Genomic DNA, 14709 nt, shown 5'->3' on the forward strand with positions numbered 1-14709 from the left:
TACGACGGGAACACCGGTCGCACGCAGGCGTCCTGCGCCGGGATGTGAGGATTCCCGTACGGGGGCGGGGAGGGGAGCGTGCGGCACGTGTTCATGATCAGTCCGAGGGGAACTCGGGGTTGAATCCGGCCATCATGGGTGCGTTCGGGAGATGACGACAGGGGGGTTCACAAACCCCCGCGGGCGGAGGACAATCCGCCGGCTCTGCTGAAGAGGGCGTCGATCAGGCGTGATCGCGGGCGAAGGCGGCGATCACGTCGCCCCGGGTGTCGCCGACCGCGCCGAACTCATCGCGCAGAGACGAGTCGAGCTCGTCGAGGGCGTCATCGAGGACGCTGCCGGCCACCCGGATGCTCTCCTGCGAAGACGCCGCGGCCGCCTCGGCGAGCGCCTGGGCGACCGGAAGGGCGTGACCCAGCGACGTCGGCTTCTCGCCCTCGCGGAAGTAGTAGGACTCAGGGCTCTGGCTCAGATCCACGCGCACGCTCGCGATCTGCTGAGCCACCGTGTGGATGACGCCGGATGCGCTCGCGGGGTCCATGCGATCGATGCGGTCGGGGTAATCCGCGCGGCCGAGAAGCGTCAGATAGAGCGCCGCGGATCGCCTGCGCGCCAGGGTGGGGAAGAGCTGGAGCAGCCAGGTCGCCCCTCCGGTCAGCAGAACGAAGCCGGTCACCGCCTGCACCGGTGAGAGCAGCCGGACGAACGGGTCGGCGGGGACAACCTCGCCGAATCCGAGGGTGGAGAGGGAGACCAACGAGAAATAGAGTGCCTCGAGGACATCGGGGTACCGGGCCGGATCGATCCCGTCGGAGTAGACGAAGCCGTCGGGCACGTGCGGAAGATAGATGAGCGCCCAGCCGACCGCCTGGATCAGCGCCCACGTGAACACGACGCTGATGGCGGCGAGCGGTCCGGATGCCGCCCGCACGCGGGAGCCGAACCGGGAGGTCACTGCCCAGATCCCGGCGACGATCGCCCGTGAAAGCCTGCCCCTCGCGTGAGGATGCACGAGCGTGAGGAAGATGTCGGAGAGTCCGTACACGACGACGGCGATTCCCGCGACCGTGCTGACAACGCTCCAGATCACGTTCTCACGCTACTCCCGCGGGCTCATCGTCGGACCGGCCGACGCACGACGGTGTAGTTCTCGTGCTCTTCGACGGCCTCGAAGGCTCGCGCGTCGAACATCGACCGGGGACCGCAGAACGACGCGGCGTCGCCGCTGCCTTCGGCTCGGCGCGGGTACCCCTCGACGAATCGTGCACCGCGCGTCTCACCGTCGGCAACCACGCGGTCGAGGAGGGCCGAGGACACCCCGTGGCGCCGGTAGGGCGGCGCGATGACGAAGCAGGACACGCCCACGACTGACTCGGGCGCTGGTCCGCCGGGGTCGACGTCGCTGTACTTCGCGTAGGTCGAGCGCTGCGACGCGTTGACCCACCCCACCGCCCGACCTTCGACGTATGCGAGGTAGCCGAGCGTCGCTCCCGATCGCAGTCGCTCGATCATCTCGGCGCGCACTTCGCGCCACGGCCGCTCGGGAACGTCGCCGGAGTGCGGATGCAGGCAATAGCACGAGCCCCAGTCGGGGTTGTCGGGGAACGCGTCGCGGTCGAAGAGGCCCAGCCAGTCGTCGATTCGGTCTTCCGTGACGGGATGGACGTCCACGCGGCCGATCGAGGGAAGCCGCTCGACGGGGCCGTCCGCTCGCTCCGACGCTTCCGCGAAATTGCGGGCCCACAGCCGCAGCTCCTCATCGAGGTAGGGCACGTCGTGCGTCCCGCGCACGTGCGCGAGGAGCTGTTCGGCGAGCGACTCGACATCCGTTCCATCGAACCTCGCGTCATTCTGGAAGCACTCGACCCACACGTCAGTTCCCTTCCGTGGACTGGCGTCCGCTCGTCATCCCTCCACACTACGAGCGGTGAATTGTCTCGGACGGGATTCGCACGCAACGCGACCTCGCGGGGTGGCATGAACCTAGCTAACCTGACGCGCATGATTCGGCGAGCCGCGCAAGCCCGCGCCTGGGTCGGGACGATCGTCTTTCTCGTCCTCGCACCCGGCATCGTCGCAGGGCTGATCCCTTGGCTCATCTCCCGCTGGCAGTGGCACGAGTGGGGCGCTGCAGTCTGGGTGATCGTGCCGATCGCCTGGATCCTGATCGCGGCCGGGGTGGCGTTCCTCCTGCACGCGTTCGCGTTGTTCGCACTGCACCAGGGAACCCCCGCCCCGGTGGCCCCGACTGAAAGCCTCGTCGTGACGGGGGTCTACCGGTTCGTCCGCAATCCGATGTACCTCGCGGTGCTTGCGATCATCCTCGGCCAGGTTCTGCTCTTCGGCGATGGGTGGCTGCTGCTCTACGCGGCCGTCGTCCTCATCGCAGTCGTCGCGTTCGTCAAGGGCTACGAGGAGCCGACCCTCACCCGCACCTACGGCGAGCACTACCTCGAGTACCGGCGCAACGTGCCGGGGTGGTGGCCGCGGCTCACACCGTGGCGCGGGGGGAACCCAGCCGGCGCCTAGGTCGTCTCGCGCACCACGAGAACCGCATCCGTCTCGGGTCCGGCGAGCGGGGGAGCGGAGCCGGTCGCGGCGCTCAGTGCGAGCTCGGCGAGATAGCGTCCCAGCCCGGCGTTGTCGACACGAACCGTCGACAGGGAGGGGACCACGAGGCGGGCGAGGGGCGTGTCGTCGTGGCCGACGATCGCAAGCGCCGCGGGCACTGCGATGCCTGCGCGCAGCGCGGCACCGAGCACGATGGCGGCGATGTCGTCGTTGTAGGCGACGACGCCGTCGACGCCGGCACCGATCCAGCGCTCGACCTCGGACGCGACGTTGGCTTCGGTGACGACGGAGTCGACGGCGAAGCCGGAGCCGCTCGTCGCGCGAAGCGTCGCGCTCGCGAGGTCACGGCGCTGCGAGACGAGCCCAGCGATGCGCGGGTCGGCGGAGGCGGCGAAAGCCAGACGTCTGCACCCGCGCGCGAGCAGATGCTCGACTTGCAGCCTGGGCCCCTCCGCGAATCCGAGGTCGCCGGATGCGCCCTCTTCACCGGCGGCCACCGGCGGGATGATCTGCTCCACCCCGCTGCCCCGGATCTCGGCCAGCTGCTGGGGGGTGAACGGCGCCATGCCGATGACGACGTCGGGGCGCAGCGTCTCCCACAGCGGCCGTGCGTGACCCCCCGGATGCGGTGTCATGGTGACGAGCGAGTAACCCGCCTCATCGAGGGCGAGGGATGCCTCATCCAGGTGCGTCCTCATGCTGTAGTCGAGCGGCCAGTCGGGGAGGACGAGCAGGATGATGCGGCTGCGGCCGCTCGCGAGCGCCTGCGCGGCGGTATTGGCGCGGTAGCCGAGGCGCTTCGCCTCCGCGAGCACGCGGTCGCGCGTGGCGGCGGGAATCGTCTGACCCGGGGTGTCATTGAGCACGAAGCCCACTGTCGCCCGTGACAGCCCGAGCGAGCGCGCGACATCCGCAGCGGTGACTCGCTTCGTCGTTGTTTCCGACACGGTTGACTCCTCAGACTTGCGCGCGCTAGTGACGGTAGCGTAGCATCCTGCATCAGTCACTAGCACGCGCTAGCAAACACCCGACGGCCAGCAGCATCACCCGACAATGGAGTCTTCCCGATGTCCCCGAGCAATGACGAGCCCCTCATCACGCCGCTTCCCGCGTCTGTTCCGGCACCGACCGTGAACGCTGTGGAACTCGATGAGGTCAGCCATCAGACCCCCGACCTGCCGAAGGTGGGCAGTCGCTACATCTGGTTCATGGTGCTGGCGCAGTTCGGCGTCTTCATGGCCTTCATCACTCCGTTGGCGATCTCGCTCACCATCCGCATCAACACGCTCGCCCCGGGGCATCCTGAGTACCTGGGCTTCGTCACGGGTGCCGGTGCGCTGTTCGTGATGCTCACCTCGCCGTTCATGGGCATCTGGAGCGACCGCACGCGCACCCGCATCGGTCGCCGGCGACCGTTCATGATCGGCGGGATGCTGGTGGGCGTGCTGTCGCTCGTCGTGATGGCGATCGCCCCCAACGTGCTGATCGTCGGCCTCGGCTGGGTGCTCGCCCAGTGGGGCTGGGGCACGACCCTCAGCAACCTGCAGATCTCCACGGCCGACCGGCTGCCGGAATCGCAGCGCGGCAAGGTCGCCGGCCTCACGAGCTTCGCGACGCAGATCGCCCCGGTGTTCGGCGTCGTGCTCGCTCAGTTCTTCACCGCCGACCCGCTGCTCCTCTTCCTCGTCCCCGGAGCCGTCGGCGTCCTGTTTGTCGTGCTGTTCGTCACTCTGGTGCACGAGGACGACAGCCGGACTCTGCCGAAGGACCCCATCACCGTCGGTCAGCTCCTGGCGAAGTACGTGTACAACCCCCGCAAATACCCCGACTTCTCGTGGAACTGGCTGGGGCGATTCCTCTTCTACACCGGCATCACGCTCAGCACGACCTATACGGCCTTCTTCTTCGCCGCCCGTCTCGGCATCAGCGTCGAGTCGGTCGCAGGCATCATCGCGTCCGTCAGCCTCGGCGGCATCCTCGCCGTCACCCTGGGCGCGATCGGCGGCGGGTTCCTGTCCGATCGCCTTCATCGCCGGAGGGTCTTCGTCCTCCTGGGCGGTCTCATCATGGCGGTCGGCATCCTCGTGCAGGCGTTCGCCGCCGATCTCGCGCTGCTGGTCATCGGGTCGCTGATCGCCTCCGTCGGTCTCGGATTGTTCGCCGCCGTGGACCAGGCGCTTCTGCTGGACGTGCTGCCCGAGCGAGAGACGGATGCCGGGAGGTTCATGGGGATCACCGGGTTCGCCACCTCGATCCCGCAGTCGATCGCCCCCCTCGTCGCCTCCGGCATCCTCCTCGTCGGCGTCACGGGGGAGGAGCGCAACTACACGCTCCTGTTCATCGTCGCCGCCGTGTCGGTGCTCCTCGCCGGCGCCGTCGTGCTCCGCATCAGTTCCGTCCGCTGACCGTCGTCGCCTCCAGGAGATCCCACGCATGTCCGTCACCGTCACGCCCGTCCGTTTCGAGCATCACCGCGCCGCGATCGGAATCGGCGATCCGAGGCCACGACTCTCCTGGGTCACGACCGAGGCGCCGGCGGGGTGGGCTCAGGCGGCCTACGAGGTCGAAGAGCGAGGCGGCGAGCTCGCGAAGGTCGAGAGCGCCGATTCCGTGCTCGTTCCCTGGCCTTTCGCACGCCTCGCCTCCCGCGAGCGTCGCGAGATCCGCGTACGAGTCCTCGATGCCGACGGCGTGCCGAGCGAATGGAGCGCGTGGTCGGCGGTCGAGGCCGGCCTGCTCGAGCCTGCGGACTGGGCGGCGCAGCTGATCGGCCCCGCGGACTCCTCGATCGCCTCCCCGCTCGTGCGCGGATCGTTCCGGGCCGCCGGCTCGTCGGTCGCGCGCGCCCGGGTGTACGCGACCGGTCACGGGCTGTTCCAGCTGGAGCTCAACGGCCGCCGGGTCGGCGACGACGAGCTGGCGCCCGGCTGGACGGCCTACGAGTCACGGCTGCGCTACCTCACCTACGACGTCACCGATCTCGTCCACTCCGGCGACAACGTGATCGGTGCGTGGCTCGGCGACGGCTGGTGGCGCGGGCATCTCGGCTGGGGCGGGAAGAAGGCGCTGTACGGCGACGACCTCGGCGTCCTCGTGCAGCTGGAGATCGAATACAGCGACGGCAGCAGGCAGACTGTCGCCACCGGGCCCGGATGGGTGTCGTCCGCCGGCCCGATCGTCTCCGCCGATCTGTACGACGGCGAGCACTTCGACGCTCGCCGGTTCGATCCGGCGTGGTCGACGCCCGGCTGCGACGCCAGCGAGTGGGCTCCGGTCGTGACCCGCGAGCTGGGAGACGTCGAGCTCGTCGCCCCCGACGGCCCGCCGGTGCGCGTCGTGGAGACGCGTGCCGTGGAGGAGGTCATCACGTCACCATCCGGGAAGACCATCCTCGACTTCGGTCAGAATCTCGTCGGCAGGCTGCGGCTGACGGTGCGCGGCGACGCCGGCACGGTCGTGACGCTGCGCCATGCGGAGGTGCTCGAGCGCGGCGAGCTCGCGATGGAGCCGCTGCGCGGTGCGAAGGCCACGGACACCTACGTCCTCGCGGGAGACGGCGTAGAGGCGTGGGCGCCGCGGTTCACGTTCCACGGGTTCCGCTACGCGGAGGTCACCGGATGGCCCGGCGAGCTCGACCCTGCCGACGTGACCGCCGAGGTCCTCCACTCCGACATGGAGCGCACCGGTTGGTTCACGACCGACGACCCGCTCGTGGACCGCCTTCACGAGAACGTCGTCTGGGGGATGAAGGGCAACTTCGTCGACGTCCCCACCGACTGCCCGCAGCGCGACGAACGGCTGGGGTGGACCGGAGACCTCCAGGTGTTCGCACCGACGGCGACCTATCTCTACAACGCGGCCGGCTTCCTCACCTCGTGGCTGAAGGACCTCGCTGGCGAGCAGCGCGCATACGGGGGCACCCCGATGGTCGTTCCTGCGGTCGTCACCGGGTACAGCGGACCGACGGCAGGATGGGCGGATGCCGCGACCGTCGTTCCCTGGGCGATCTACCAGGCCTACGGCGACCTCGGCGTGCTCGAGACCCAGTTCGACAGCATGGTCTCGTGGGTCGACGAGGTGACCGCCGCCGCGGGCGAAGACCGGATCTGGAGTGCCGGCTTCCAGTTCGGCGACTGGCTCGACCCCACGGCGCCGGCGAACCGGCCCGAGCAGGCGCAGACGTACCCGGAGATCGTGGCCACGGCGTACTTCGCCCGTTCCGCTCGAATCGTCGCCGACGCCGCCGCTCTGCTGGGCCGCGAGGCGGAGTCAGCCCGGTACGAGCAGCTGGCCGACGAGGTCAGGGCGGCATTTCACGGCGAGTACGTCTCCCGTTCGGGCCGCCTGCTGTCCGACTCCGCCACCGCGTACGCCCTCGCGCTGGTGTTCGACCTGATCGACGATGCCGAGGCGCGGCAGCGCGCCGCGGATCGGCTCGCCGAGATCGTCGCCGGCAACGGGTACAAGATCTCCACCGGATTCATCGGCACGCCGATCATCACCGATGCGCTCAGCGCCAACGGTCACGCCGACGTCGCCTACCGGCTCCTCCTGCAGACCGACGCGCCGTCATGGCTCTACACCGTGGAGCACGGCGCCACCACCATCTGGGAGCGGTGGGACTCGCTCCTGCCCGACGGCACGGTCAACCCCAGCGGCATGACCTCGTTCAACCACTACGCCTTCGGCGCCGTCGCCGACTGGATGCATCGCGTGGTGGCCGGTCTCGCCGCCGCTGCCCCCGGCTACCGCCGGCTCCGCATCGCCCCGCAGCCTCCCCGACGCGGCCTCACCTCCGCGATGGCGACGCTGTCGACTCCGTACGGCTCAGCGTCGGCCGGATGGGAGATCGCCGACGGGCAGATCCGCGTCACGGCGACCGTGCCGGTCGGGGTGAGTGCTGACGTGACGCTGCCGTCGGGCAGCTCGTTCACGGTCGGTGCCGGGGCGCACGAGTGGATCGAGCCGTTCGAGATCGAGCGGGACGTCGTTCATGTCTTCACCGTCGACTCGCGACTGGGCGATCTCATCGACAGCAAGCCGGCGATGGCTGTTTTCACCGGTGTCATCGCGAAGTGGGTGCCCGGTGCGGCCGAGCACATGACCGGCGGGCTTCGCGGGCAGGACGATGTGACACCGCGCCAGGTGACCGGGATGCTGCCCGATCCTGAGGGAGTACTGGCGGACCTGGAGCGCGGGTTCGCCGCCCTTGCCGCGGGTGAAGAGATCCCCGCGGACATCCTCACCTCCGAGGCGCTGGATGTCGACGACCCCGACCTGATCGCGAAGGCATCGCTCCTGTCCGGGCGCGACTTCTGGTCGACACGGGAGTCGGACGGCGTTCCTTCGATGGTCATGGTCGACGGCCCGCACGGAGTCCGCCGACAGTCCGGCACAGCGGACAATCTCGGGTTCAACGAGAGCCTGCCGTCGACCTGCTTCCCGACCGGCGCCGCGATGGGTTCGACCTGGGATCGCAGCCTCATGCGCGAGGTGGGCGCCGCCCTGGGCGCCGAGGCTCGGGCGCTCAGCGTCAACATGCTCCTCGGCCCGGCCATCAACATCAAGCGATCCCCGCTGGGCGGCCGTACGTTCGAGTACCTCTCCGAAGACCCGCTGCTGACCGGCGTCCTCGCCACCGAGTACGTGCACGGGGTGCAGTCCACCGGTGTCGGGACCTCGGTGAAGCACTTCGCCGTGAACAGTCAGGAGACCGATCGGATGCGAGTGAGCGCCGAGGTCGACGAGCGGACGCTCCGCGAGATCTATCTCCCCGCCTTCGAGCGGGTTGTGAAGAACGCCGCGCCCACGTCGGTGATGAGTGCGTACAACGCGATCAACGGAGTGTTCGCCTCGGAGAACCGGTGGCTGCTGACGGATCTCCTGCGGGATGAATGGGGGTTCGACGGCGTCGTGGTGTCGGACTGGGGAGCCATCAAGGACCGAGTGGAGGCTCTGCGGGCCGGGCTCGACCTCGAGATGCCGGGGACCGGCGACGATGGGACGGATGCCATCCTGACGGCCGTCCGCGAGGGTCGACTCGACCGCACCGTTGTCGAACGGGCTGCGAACAGGGTCGCAGCCCTCGCGCAGAAGACGCAGGCGCCCGACGACCCGCTCATCTTGGATGCGGACGCGCACCACGAGCTTGCACGGCGGGCCGCGGCATCCGGCATCGTCCTTCTTCGCAACGAGCATCAGACCCTCCCGCTCCGGCGCGGCCAGAACGTCGCGGTGCTCGGCGAGCTCGCGGCCGACCCGCAGTTCCAGGGCGGCGGCAGCTCGCACGTCAACCCGACTCGTCTGGACATCCCGCTGGAGCACCTGCGAACGGCGCTCGGCGCGGACGCGGTCTCCTACGCCCCGGGATACTCATCCACCGGCGAGTCGACGTCGCTCCGGGACGAGGCCGTCGATGCCGCGGCGGCCGCCGACGTCGCGGTGGTCTTCGTGGGACTGTACGAGAAGGATCAATCCGAGGGGTTCGACCGGACCACGCTCGACCTTCCGGAAGACCATGTCGCGCTCATTCAGGCGGTCGCCGGTCGCGCCGGCCGCACGGTCGTCGTCCTCTCGAACGGCGGCGTCGTCACGCTGGAGCCCTGGCACGACGCCGTCGACGCCATCGTGGAGGGCTGGGCTCTCGGCCAGGCGGTGGGGAGTGCTCTCGCCGACGTCCTCACCGGTGCGGTGAACCCGTCCGGGCGCCTGGCGGAGTCCATCCCGCATCGACTCGAAGACACTTCCTCTTTCCTGAACTTCCCGGGCGAGAACGAGGTCGTCCGCTACGGAGAAGGAGTGTTCGTCGGCTACCGGTACGACACGACGATCGGTCGTCCCGCGCGGTATGCATTCGGGCACGGCCTGTCCTACACGACCTTCGAACACGACGCCCTGCAGGTGTCGGCCACGGGGCCGGACGAAGCGGTCGTGCGTCTGACGGTCCGCAACAGCGGGAACGTGGCCGGCGCGGTGGTCGTCCAGGTCTACGTCGCGGGTGCCCCGGCAACGGTGCGCCGCCCGCGAAGGGAGCTCGCAGGGTTCGAGAAGGTCCAGCTCGAGCCGGGGGAGTCGCGCATCGTGGAGATCGCGCTGGATCGTCGGGCGTTCGCGTACTGGGATGTCGTCAAGGACAGGTGGTGGGTGCAGCCGGGATCGTACGGTGTCGAGATCGGTCGGTCCTCGGCCGACATCACCACGGCGGTGAGCGTCACTCTGGAAGGCGATCAGGACCGGCCGGAGGCCCTCACACTCGAGTCGACCGTCGGTCAGTGGTTCGGCCATCCGGTCGTCGGTCCGGCGCTCATGCAGGCGATGATGGCCAATGCCACCCCCGAGCAGCTGGCCGCGGCGGAGGACAACGGCAACATGCTGAAGATGGTCGAGTCGATGCCGATGGGGCAGTTCGCCCGCTTCCCCGGCGTCGAGATCCCCGACGCCGCCCTCGATCAGCTGGTCGCGCTCAGCCTGTCCTAGGAGGGAAGCGGAGCCCAGGCGTCTTCGATCGGAACCTCACGCCCGAGCACGTTCTCGGCGGCACGGTGGCCGGAGAACATCGCGGCGGGGACCGTCGCCGGATCGTCGGTCCACGTCGCCTCCCCGGCGAGGTGCAGCACGCCGCCGATCGGGGTGGCCAGGGTGTCGTGGTCCTCGGTCGTCGAGCCGACCGTCATGTAGGCGTACGAGCCGCGCGAGAACGGGTCGTCCTGCCAGTCGGTGACGTGCACGTGGGTCGGCTTCGGGACGCGGTCCCCGTACAGTCGCCGCAGCTGCTCCAGCACGGACGCGACGATGCGCTCCTCGGACCAGTCGAGGGTCTCCACCGCCGCAGGACCCGCGGCGAAGGTCAGCAGCGTCGGCTCGCCGTGGAGCGCGGTGAGGTCGTACCAGGAATGCCACCAGCGACCCTCGGGGCCCTGCTGGCGGATCACGTAGACGTCGTCGTCCCAGAACTTCTCGGCGAACCGCAGGAACACCTTCTCGAACGCATTCATCCTGAGACGCCCGAGTGCTCCGGCGACGGGCTCGGGCAGCGGCGGCTCGATCACGAACTCGTCCGACTGCAGTACCCCGACCGGCACGGTGACGATCGCGGAGTCGGCGCTCACGGTGCCGTAGTCGGTCTCGATGACGACCCCCTCCGCGGTCCACGCGACGCGCGAGACGACGTGCGTGAGGCGGACGTCGAGACCCTCGGCGAGCCGTCGGGGAAGGATGTCGTACCCGTCGGGGAAGACGACCTCGTCGCCGTCGATGGAGTCGTCGTCGAGGCCGTGCGCCGCGAGGTCGTCGATCCACGCGCCGTACTGCTCCTCGGAGCGGTGCTCTAGGTACTCCCGCACCCGCTGGGTGCGCTCGGCCTCCCACCCCTGCGCGGCCAGAGCCTGCTCGGTCACGTCGCGGTACGAGGCATCCGGAGCCGACTCCGCGATCACGTCGAGGAGGGTGGCGTCCACGGCGTGGATGTCGGCCACGTAGCGGGCAGCCGCCTCGTCGGAGAGCCGCACGCCGTCGGGACCGTAGTGCGCGATCGGGCGGCTGTCGGGCTGGTAGCCGCCGACGGTGAACTCGAGCGTGCGCATGCCGAAGGCCTCGGCGGCCTCGGCCACGGGTGAGCCGATCACGCCGTGGATCCAGGAGGCACCCATGTCGGTCGCGCGCCCCAGCCGGTGGTCGGTGGAAACCCGCCCGCCGACGCGGTCGCGCGCGTCGAGCACGAGCACCCGCCGGCCCTGGCGGGTCAGCAGCCGGGCGGCCGTCAACCCGGCGACCCCGGCACCGACGACGATCGTGTCGAAATGCTCCATCGGCGACCTCCGCTGCTCGCGCGCCCCGCGGCGCACTCCCGACCCTACCGAGCGTCAGCGAGGGCTTCCGACCTCCTGCGTGCCGATGACGGAGAGCAGCTGCAGCTTGTCGTGGCTTTCCGTCCCGGGCGTCGCCGTGAGGACGAGCAGCGTCTGACCCTGCTCCGGATCGAGCAGGATCTGGCACTGCATCTCCATGATGCCGACCTCGGGATGCTGCAGCCGCTTCTCCCGCGGGTGCGTCGAGCGCACCTCGTGCGCCTCCCACAGCTCGGAGAATTCAGGGCTCTCCTCGAGCAGCGAGCGCACCATCGCACCTGCGCGCGAGTGCGGTCCGTGCTTCGCGTAGACGGTGCGGATGTCGCCAGTGAATGACCGCGAATGCATCTCGTGATCCTCGGCGGGGTAGACGTCCCGAGTTCCGGGCTCGAGGAACCACCGGTAGCCCACGCTGCGACGATAGCCCTCGAAGCGGGTCTCGTCGCCGAACAGCGCCCGCGCCGCCGGCGTCTGGGCGAGGGTCTCGCCCAGCTCGGTCATCACCTGGGCGGGAGTGTCGGCCAGCCGGTCCAGCACCCGCATGAGGCCGGGGGAGACGTGCTCGCTGCGCAGCGCCCGCGCCGGCGCGGTGTGGCCGGCGAGCCGGAACAGGTGGTCCCGCTCCTCGAGCGTGAGCCGCAGACCGCGCGCAATGGCGGCGAGCATCTGCTTGGACGGCTGCGGCCCTCGGCCCTGCTCGAGGCGGCTGTAGTAGTCGGCCGACATGTCGCACAGCGCGGCGACCTCTTCGCGGCGGAGCCCCGCGGTTCGGCGGCGCGGGCCGCGTCGCAGACCGACGTCCTCCGGCTGCAGCGCGGCGCGGCGACGCCGGAGGAAGTCGGCGAGCTGATCTCTGTCCACGCTTCGAGTCTGCGTCATGAGCAACCGCCCAGCCAGGGATCGACGATCCCCGTCTGGATCACACGGCCACCCGCACGCCTGTCAGGCGCTGCGACATCTCCCACACCCGCCGGGCTTCGGCTTCGTTCTGCAGCCGCGAGTAGAGGCACTGCTCGGCCGGGGGCCCGCTGAGGTGCCGGAAGCCGCTGGGTCCGTACATCCGGCCGCCGCGGGCATCGGGATCGGCCGCCGCGTACACGGCCGACAGCGCGGCCGACGCGGGCGTCCCGAACAGGAGGCCCCGGCGCGACATCGCCCGGATGAACCGCACGGCGGCGGTGTCGTCGGGCCTGCCCATGCCGGGCTGGGCCGCCAGGAGGTTCGTCGGGGTCACGCCCGGGTGCGACAGGTTGCTGCGCAGACCCCAGCCCGCGGCATCCGATCGCCTGTGCAGCTCGGTCGCGAAGAGGCCGAACGCGATCTTCGACGAGCTGTAGGCCTTCATCGCGTCGTAGCTTCGCTCCCAGTCGAGGTCGTCCCAGTTGATCGCGCCCTGGTCGGCCGCGACGCTGACCTGGCTCGTCACGTGCGCCCGGCCCGCGATGAGCAGCGGGAGCAGCTGCGCGACGAGCGCGAAGTGGCCGAGGTGGTTCGTGGCGAGCTGGAGCTCGTGGCCGTCCGGCGAGAGCTGGCGCGTCGGCGGCGTCATGATGCCCGCGTTCGCGATGAGGATCTCGATCGGCCGGCCCTCGTCGACCATCGTCGCGGTGAAGGCGGTCACCGACTCCAGGGAGGCGAGATCGAGGGAGAGGACCCGGATGCCGGCGTCCGGCGTCCGCTCGCGGATGCGCCCGGCGGCGGCCTCGCCCTTCGCGCGGTTGCGAACGGGGAGGACGAGGGCGGCGCCGCTGCGGGCGAGGCGGGCGGCGATCTCGAATCCGACGCCGTCGCTCGCTCCAGTCACCACGGTGAGACGGCCGGAAAGGTCGGGGAGGGGGATGTCGATGTTCTTCGGCATGAGGGCTCCTGTCTGCTCGGATGCGTGACTCCAGCGTGCGGGAGCAGCCGCGCGGCATTCAGGGCGCGCTCACCCTGGGACCGCCGATCCCTGTCTCGGCACCTGTCCTGAATCACAGCCGGCCCGCGCGCGCAACCGCCTCGGCCCGGGCATCGGTCTCTTCTACGGTCGAAGCACATCGAGCGAGGAGGCGGACGGATGTCGCGAAACGTCAGGGAGCTGAACTGCACCCCGGAGGACGTCTTCCGGGTGCTGGGGAACGGATGGCTCTATCCGTCGTGGGTGGTCGGTGCCTCGCGCATGCGGGAGGTCGACGAGTTCTGGCCGGCCACCGGCACGCGGCTGCACCACTCGTTCGGGGTCTGGCCGTTCCTCATCGACGACAGCACCGAGATCGAGTCCTGCATCGCCCCGCGTCAGCTCGTGATGCGTGCACGCGGATGGCCGATCGGCGAGGCGCGCGTGACGATCGACGTCAAGCCGCGCGGTGACGGCTGCGTCGTGCGCATCCAGGAGGAGGCGGTGGCCGGGCCCGGGCGGTATGTGCCCGAGCCGATCATGGATGCGTTCCTGCACTGGCGGAATACGGAGACGCTGCACAGACTGGCGTACCTTGCTGAGGGGACGTCATCGCGCCCGCTCGACGAGACGACCGCGGGGGCAGAGGGCGTCGCGAGCGGAGAGGATGCGACCACGACGTGAGCCGGACCGGCAGTGACCTCGACGCGGTGGTCGTCGGCGCGGGCCCCAACGGGCTTGCCGCGGCCGTCACGCTCGCGCGCTCCGGCCTGCGGGTGCGCGTCTACGAGCGCGCAGATCAGCCAGGCGGGGGAGCGGCCACCCGCGAGTTGACGCTGCCGGGGTTCCGCCACGACGTCTGCTCGGCGGTGCATCCGCTCGCCTTCGAGTCGCGGTTCTTCCGCGAGTTCGGCCTGCGCGATCGCGTGGAGTTCGTCACGCCCGACCTGTCGTACGCGCACCCCCTCGACGGCGGGCGGGCGGCGCTCGCGTACCGCGACCTCGCCCGGACCCGCGAGGGGCTCGGCCGCGACGGGGCATCCTACGAACGGATCATGCGCCCCCTGGTGGAGCGGTCGACGCAGGTCGCCGACTTCACGGGCGGGTCGCTCCTGCGGATCCCCGGCGATCCGGTCACCGCGGTGTCGTTCGGCCTGCGCGCGCTGGAGCAGGGCGGTCCGGCGTGGAACGCTCGGTTCCGCGAGGAGGCCGCACCCGCCCTGATGACGGGCGTCGCCGCGCACACGATCCTGTCGCAGCCGAGCATCGCGGCCGCGGGCGCCGGCCTCGCTCTCGGCGCCTACGCTCACGCGCGCGGCTGGCCGATCCCCCTCGGCGGCAGCCAGGCGATCGTCGACGCGATGGGGGACGACCTGCGCGCCCTCGGCGGCGAGGTCGTGCTCGAGCGCGAGGTCG

Annotated in this window: 11 protein-coding genes; 5 read left to right on the top strand and 6 right to left on the bottom strand. The window is 70.1% G+C overall.

Features of this window, described 5'->3' with window-relative positions:
• Window positions 1–223: 223 nt before the first annotated feature.
• Window positions 224–1090: a potassium channel family protein gene (locus ACE3O1_RS05825; protein WP_374313374.1), complete on the bottom strand. Its 867-nt coding sequence runs from the start codon at window positions 1088–1090 to the stop codon at window positions 224–226.
• A 23-nt stretch (window positions 1091–1113) separates the two neighbouring features.
• Window positions 1114–1872 carry an N-acetyltransferase family protein gene (locus ACE3O1_RS05830; RefSeq protein WP_374313375.1) on the bottom strand — a complete coding sequence of 253 codons (759 nt, stop codon included), beginning with the start codon at window positions 1870–1872 and terminating at the stop codon, window positions 1114–1116.
• A gap of 129 nt (window positions 1873–2001) precedes the next feature.
• Between ACE3O1_RS05830 and ACE3O1_RS05835 the strand changes: the two genes are divergently transcribed.
• The gene (locus ACE3O1_RS05835) at window positions 2002–2529 is read left to right on the top strand and encodes an isoprenylcysteine carboxylmethyltransferase family protein (protein WP_374313377.1); all 528 of its coding nucleotides are present in this window, start codon (window positions 2002–2004) and stop codon (window positions 2527–2529) included.
• On the opposite strand, the gene ACE3O1_RS05840 is transcribed toward ACE3O1_RS05835, so the two are convergent.
• Window positions 2526–3518 (bottom strand): LacI family DNA-binding transcriptional regulator, encoded by a 993-nt coding sequence (locus ACE3O1_RS05840; protein WP_374313379.1) that lies wholly within the window; start codon window positions 3516–3518, stop codon window positions 2526–2528. The genes ACE3O1_RS05835 and ACE3O1_RS05840 overlap by 4 nt on opposite strands.
• 192 nt (window positions 3519–3710) lie before the next feature.
• Between ACE3O1_RS05840 and ACE3O1_RS05845 the strand changes: the two genes are divergently transcribed.
• Together ACE3O1_RS05845 and ACE3O1_RS05850 are read left to right on the top strand one after the other, a co-directional pair.
• A complete protein-coding gene (locus ACE3O1_RS05845) occupies window positions 3711–4976 on the top strand; it encodes an MFS transporter (RefSeq protein WP_374313381.1) in 1266 nt (421 codons plus the stop codon).
• Between the two features lie 28 nt (window positions 4977–5004).
• The gene (locus ACE3O1_RS05850; RefSeq protein WP_374313383.1) at window positions 5005–10047 is read left to right on the top strand and encodes a family 78 glycoside hydrolase catalytic domain; all 5043 of its coding nucleotides are present in this window, start codon (window positions 5005–5007) and stop codon (window positions 10045–10047) included.
• Here ACE3O1_RS05850 and ACE3O1_RS05855 read toward each other — a convergent pair.
• From ACE3O1_RS05855 to ACE3O1_RS05865, 3 genes are read right to left on the bottom strand one after another with little or no spacing between them, the layout of a single operon-like run.
• Window positions 10044–11378 carry a flavin monoamine oxidase family protein gene (locus tag ACE3O1_RS05855; RefSeq protein WP_374313385.1) on the bottom strand — a complete coding sequence of 445 codons (1335 nt, stop codon included), beginning with the start codon at window positions 11376–11378 and terminating at the stop codon, window positions 10044–10046. The genes ACE3O1_RS05850 and ACE3O1_RS05855 overlap by 4 nt on opposite strands.
• 54 nt (window positions 11379–11432) lie before the next feature.
• Window positions 11433–12278 carry a helix-turn-helix transcriptional regulator gene (locus tag ACE3O1_RS05860; protein WP_374313387.1) on the bottom strand — a complete coding sequence of 282 codons (846 nt, stop codon included), beginning with the start codon at window positions 12276–12278 and terminating at the stop codon, window positions 11433–11435.
• A 58-nt stretch (window positions 12279–12336) separates the two neighbouring features.
• Window positions 12337–13275, bottom strand: a complete 939-nt coding sequence (locus ACE3O1_RS05865) for an SDR family oxidoreductase (protein WP_374313389.1) — start codon at window positions 13273–13275, stop codon at window positions 12337–12339.
• Between the two features lie 198 nt (window positions 13276–13473).
• Here ACE3O1_RS05865 and ACE3O1_RS05870 point away from each other — a divergent pair, with 198 nt between their 5' ends.
• On the top strand, window positions 13474–13977 hold the full coding sequence (locus ACE3O1_RS05870) for an SRPBCC family protein (RefSeq protein ID WP_374313391.1): 504 nt from the start codon (window positions 13474–13476) through the stop codon (window positions 13975–13977).
• The coding region (locus ACE3O1_RS05875; protein WP_374313393.1) for a phytoene desaturase family protein at window positions 13974–14709 on the top strand (736 nt) is incomplete at its 3' end. The genes ACE3O1_RS05870 and ACE3O1_RS05875, both read left to right, overlap by 4 nt.

It is taken from the genome of Microbacterium sp. (genome assembly GCF_041909575.1).
Lineage (GTDB): Bacteria > Actinomycetota > Actinomycetes > Actinomycetales > Microbacteriaceae > Microbacterium.

Excerpts from the sequence above, each read along its gene's own strand:
- ACE3O1_RS05835 (WP_374313377.1), top strand. The coding sequence starts at position 2,002 with ATGATTCGGCGAGCCGCGCAAGCCCGCGCCTGGGTCGGGACGATCGTC.
- ACE3O1_RS05850 (WP_374313383.1), top strand. The coding sequence starts at position 5,005 with ATGTCCGTCACCGTCACGCCCGTCCGTTTCGAGCATCACCGCGCCGCG.
- ACE3O1_RS05855 (WP_374313385.1), bottom strand. The coding sequence starts at position 11,378 with ATGGAGCATTTCGACACGATCGTCGTCGGTGCCGGGGTCGCCGGGTTG.
- ACE3O1_RS05865 (WP_374313389.1), bottom strand. The coding sequence starts at position 13,275 with ATGCCGAAGAACATCGACATCCCCCTCCCCGACCTTTCCGGCCGTCTC.
- ACE3O1_RS05870 (WP_374313391.1), top strand. The coding sequence starts at position 13,474 with ATGTCGCGAAACGTCAGGGAGCTGAACTGCACCCCGGAGGACGTCTTC.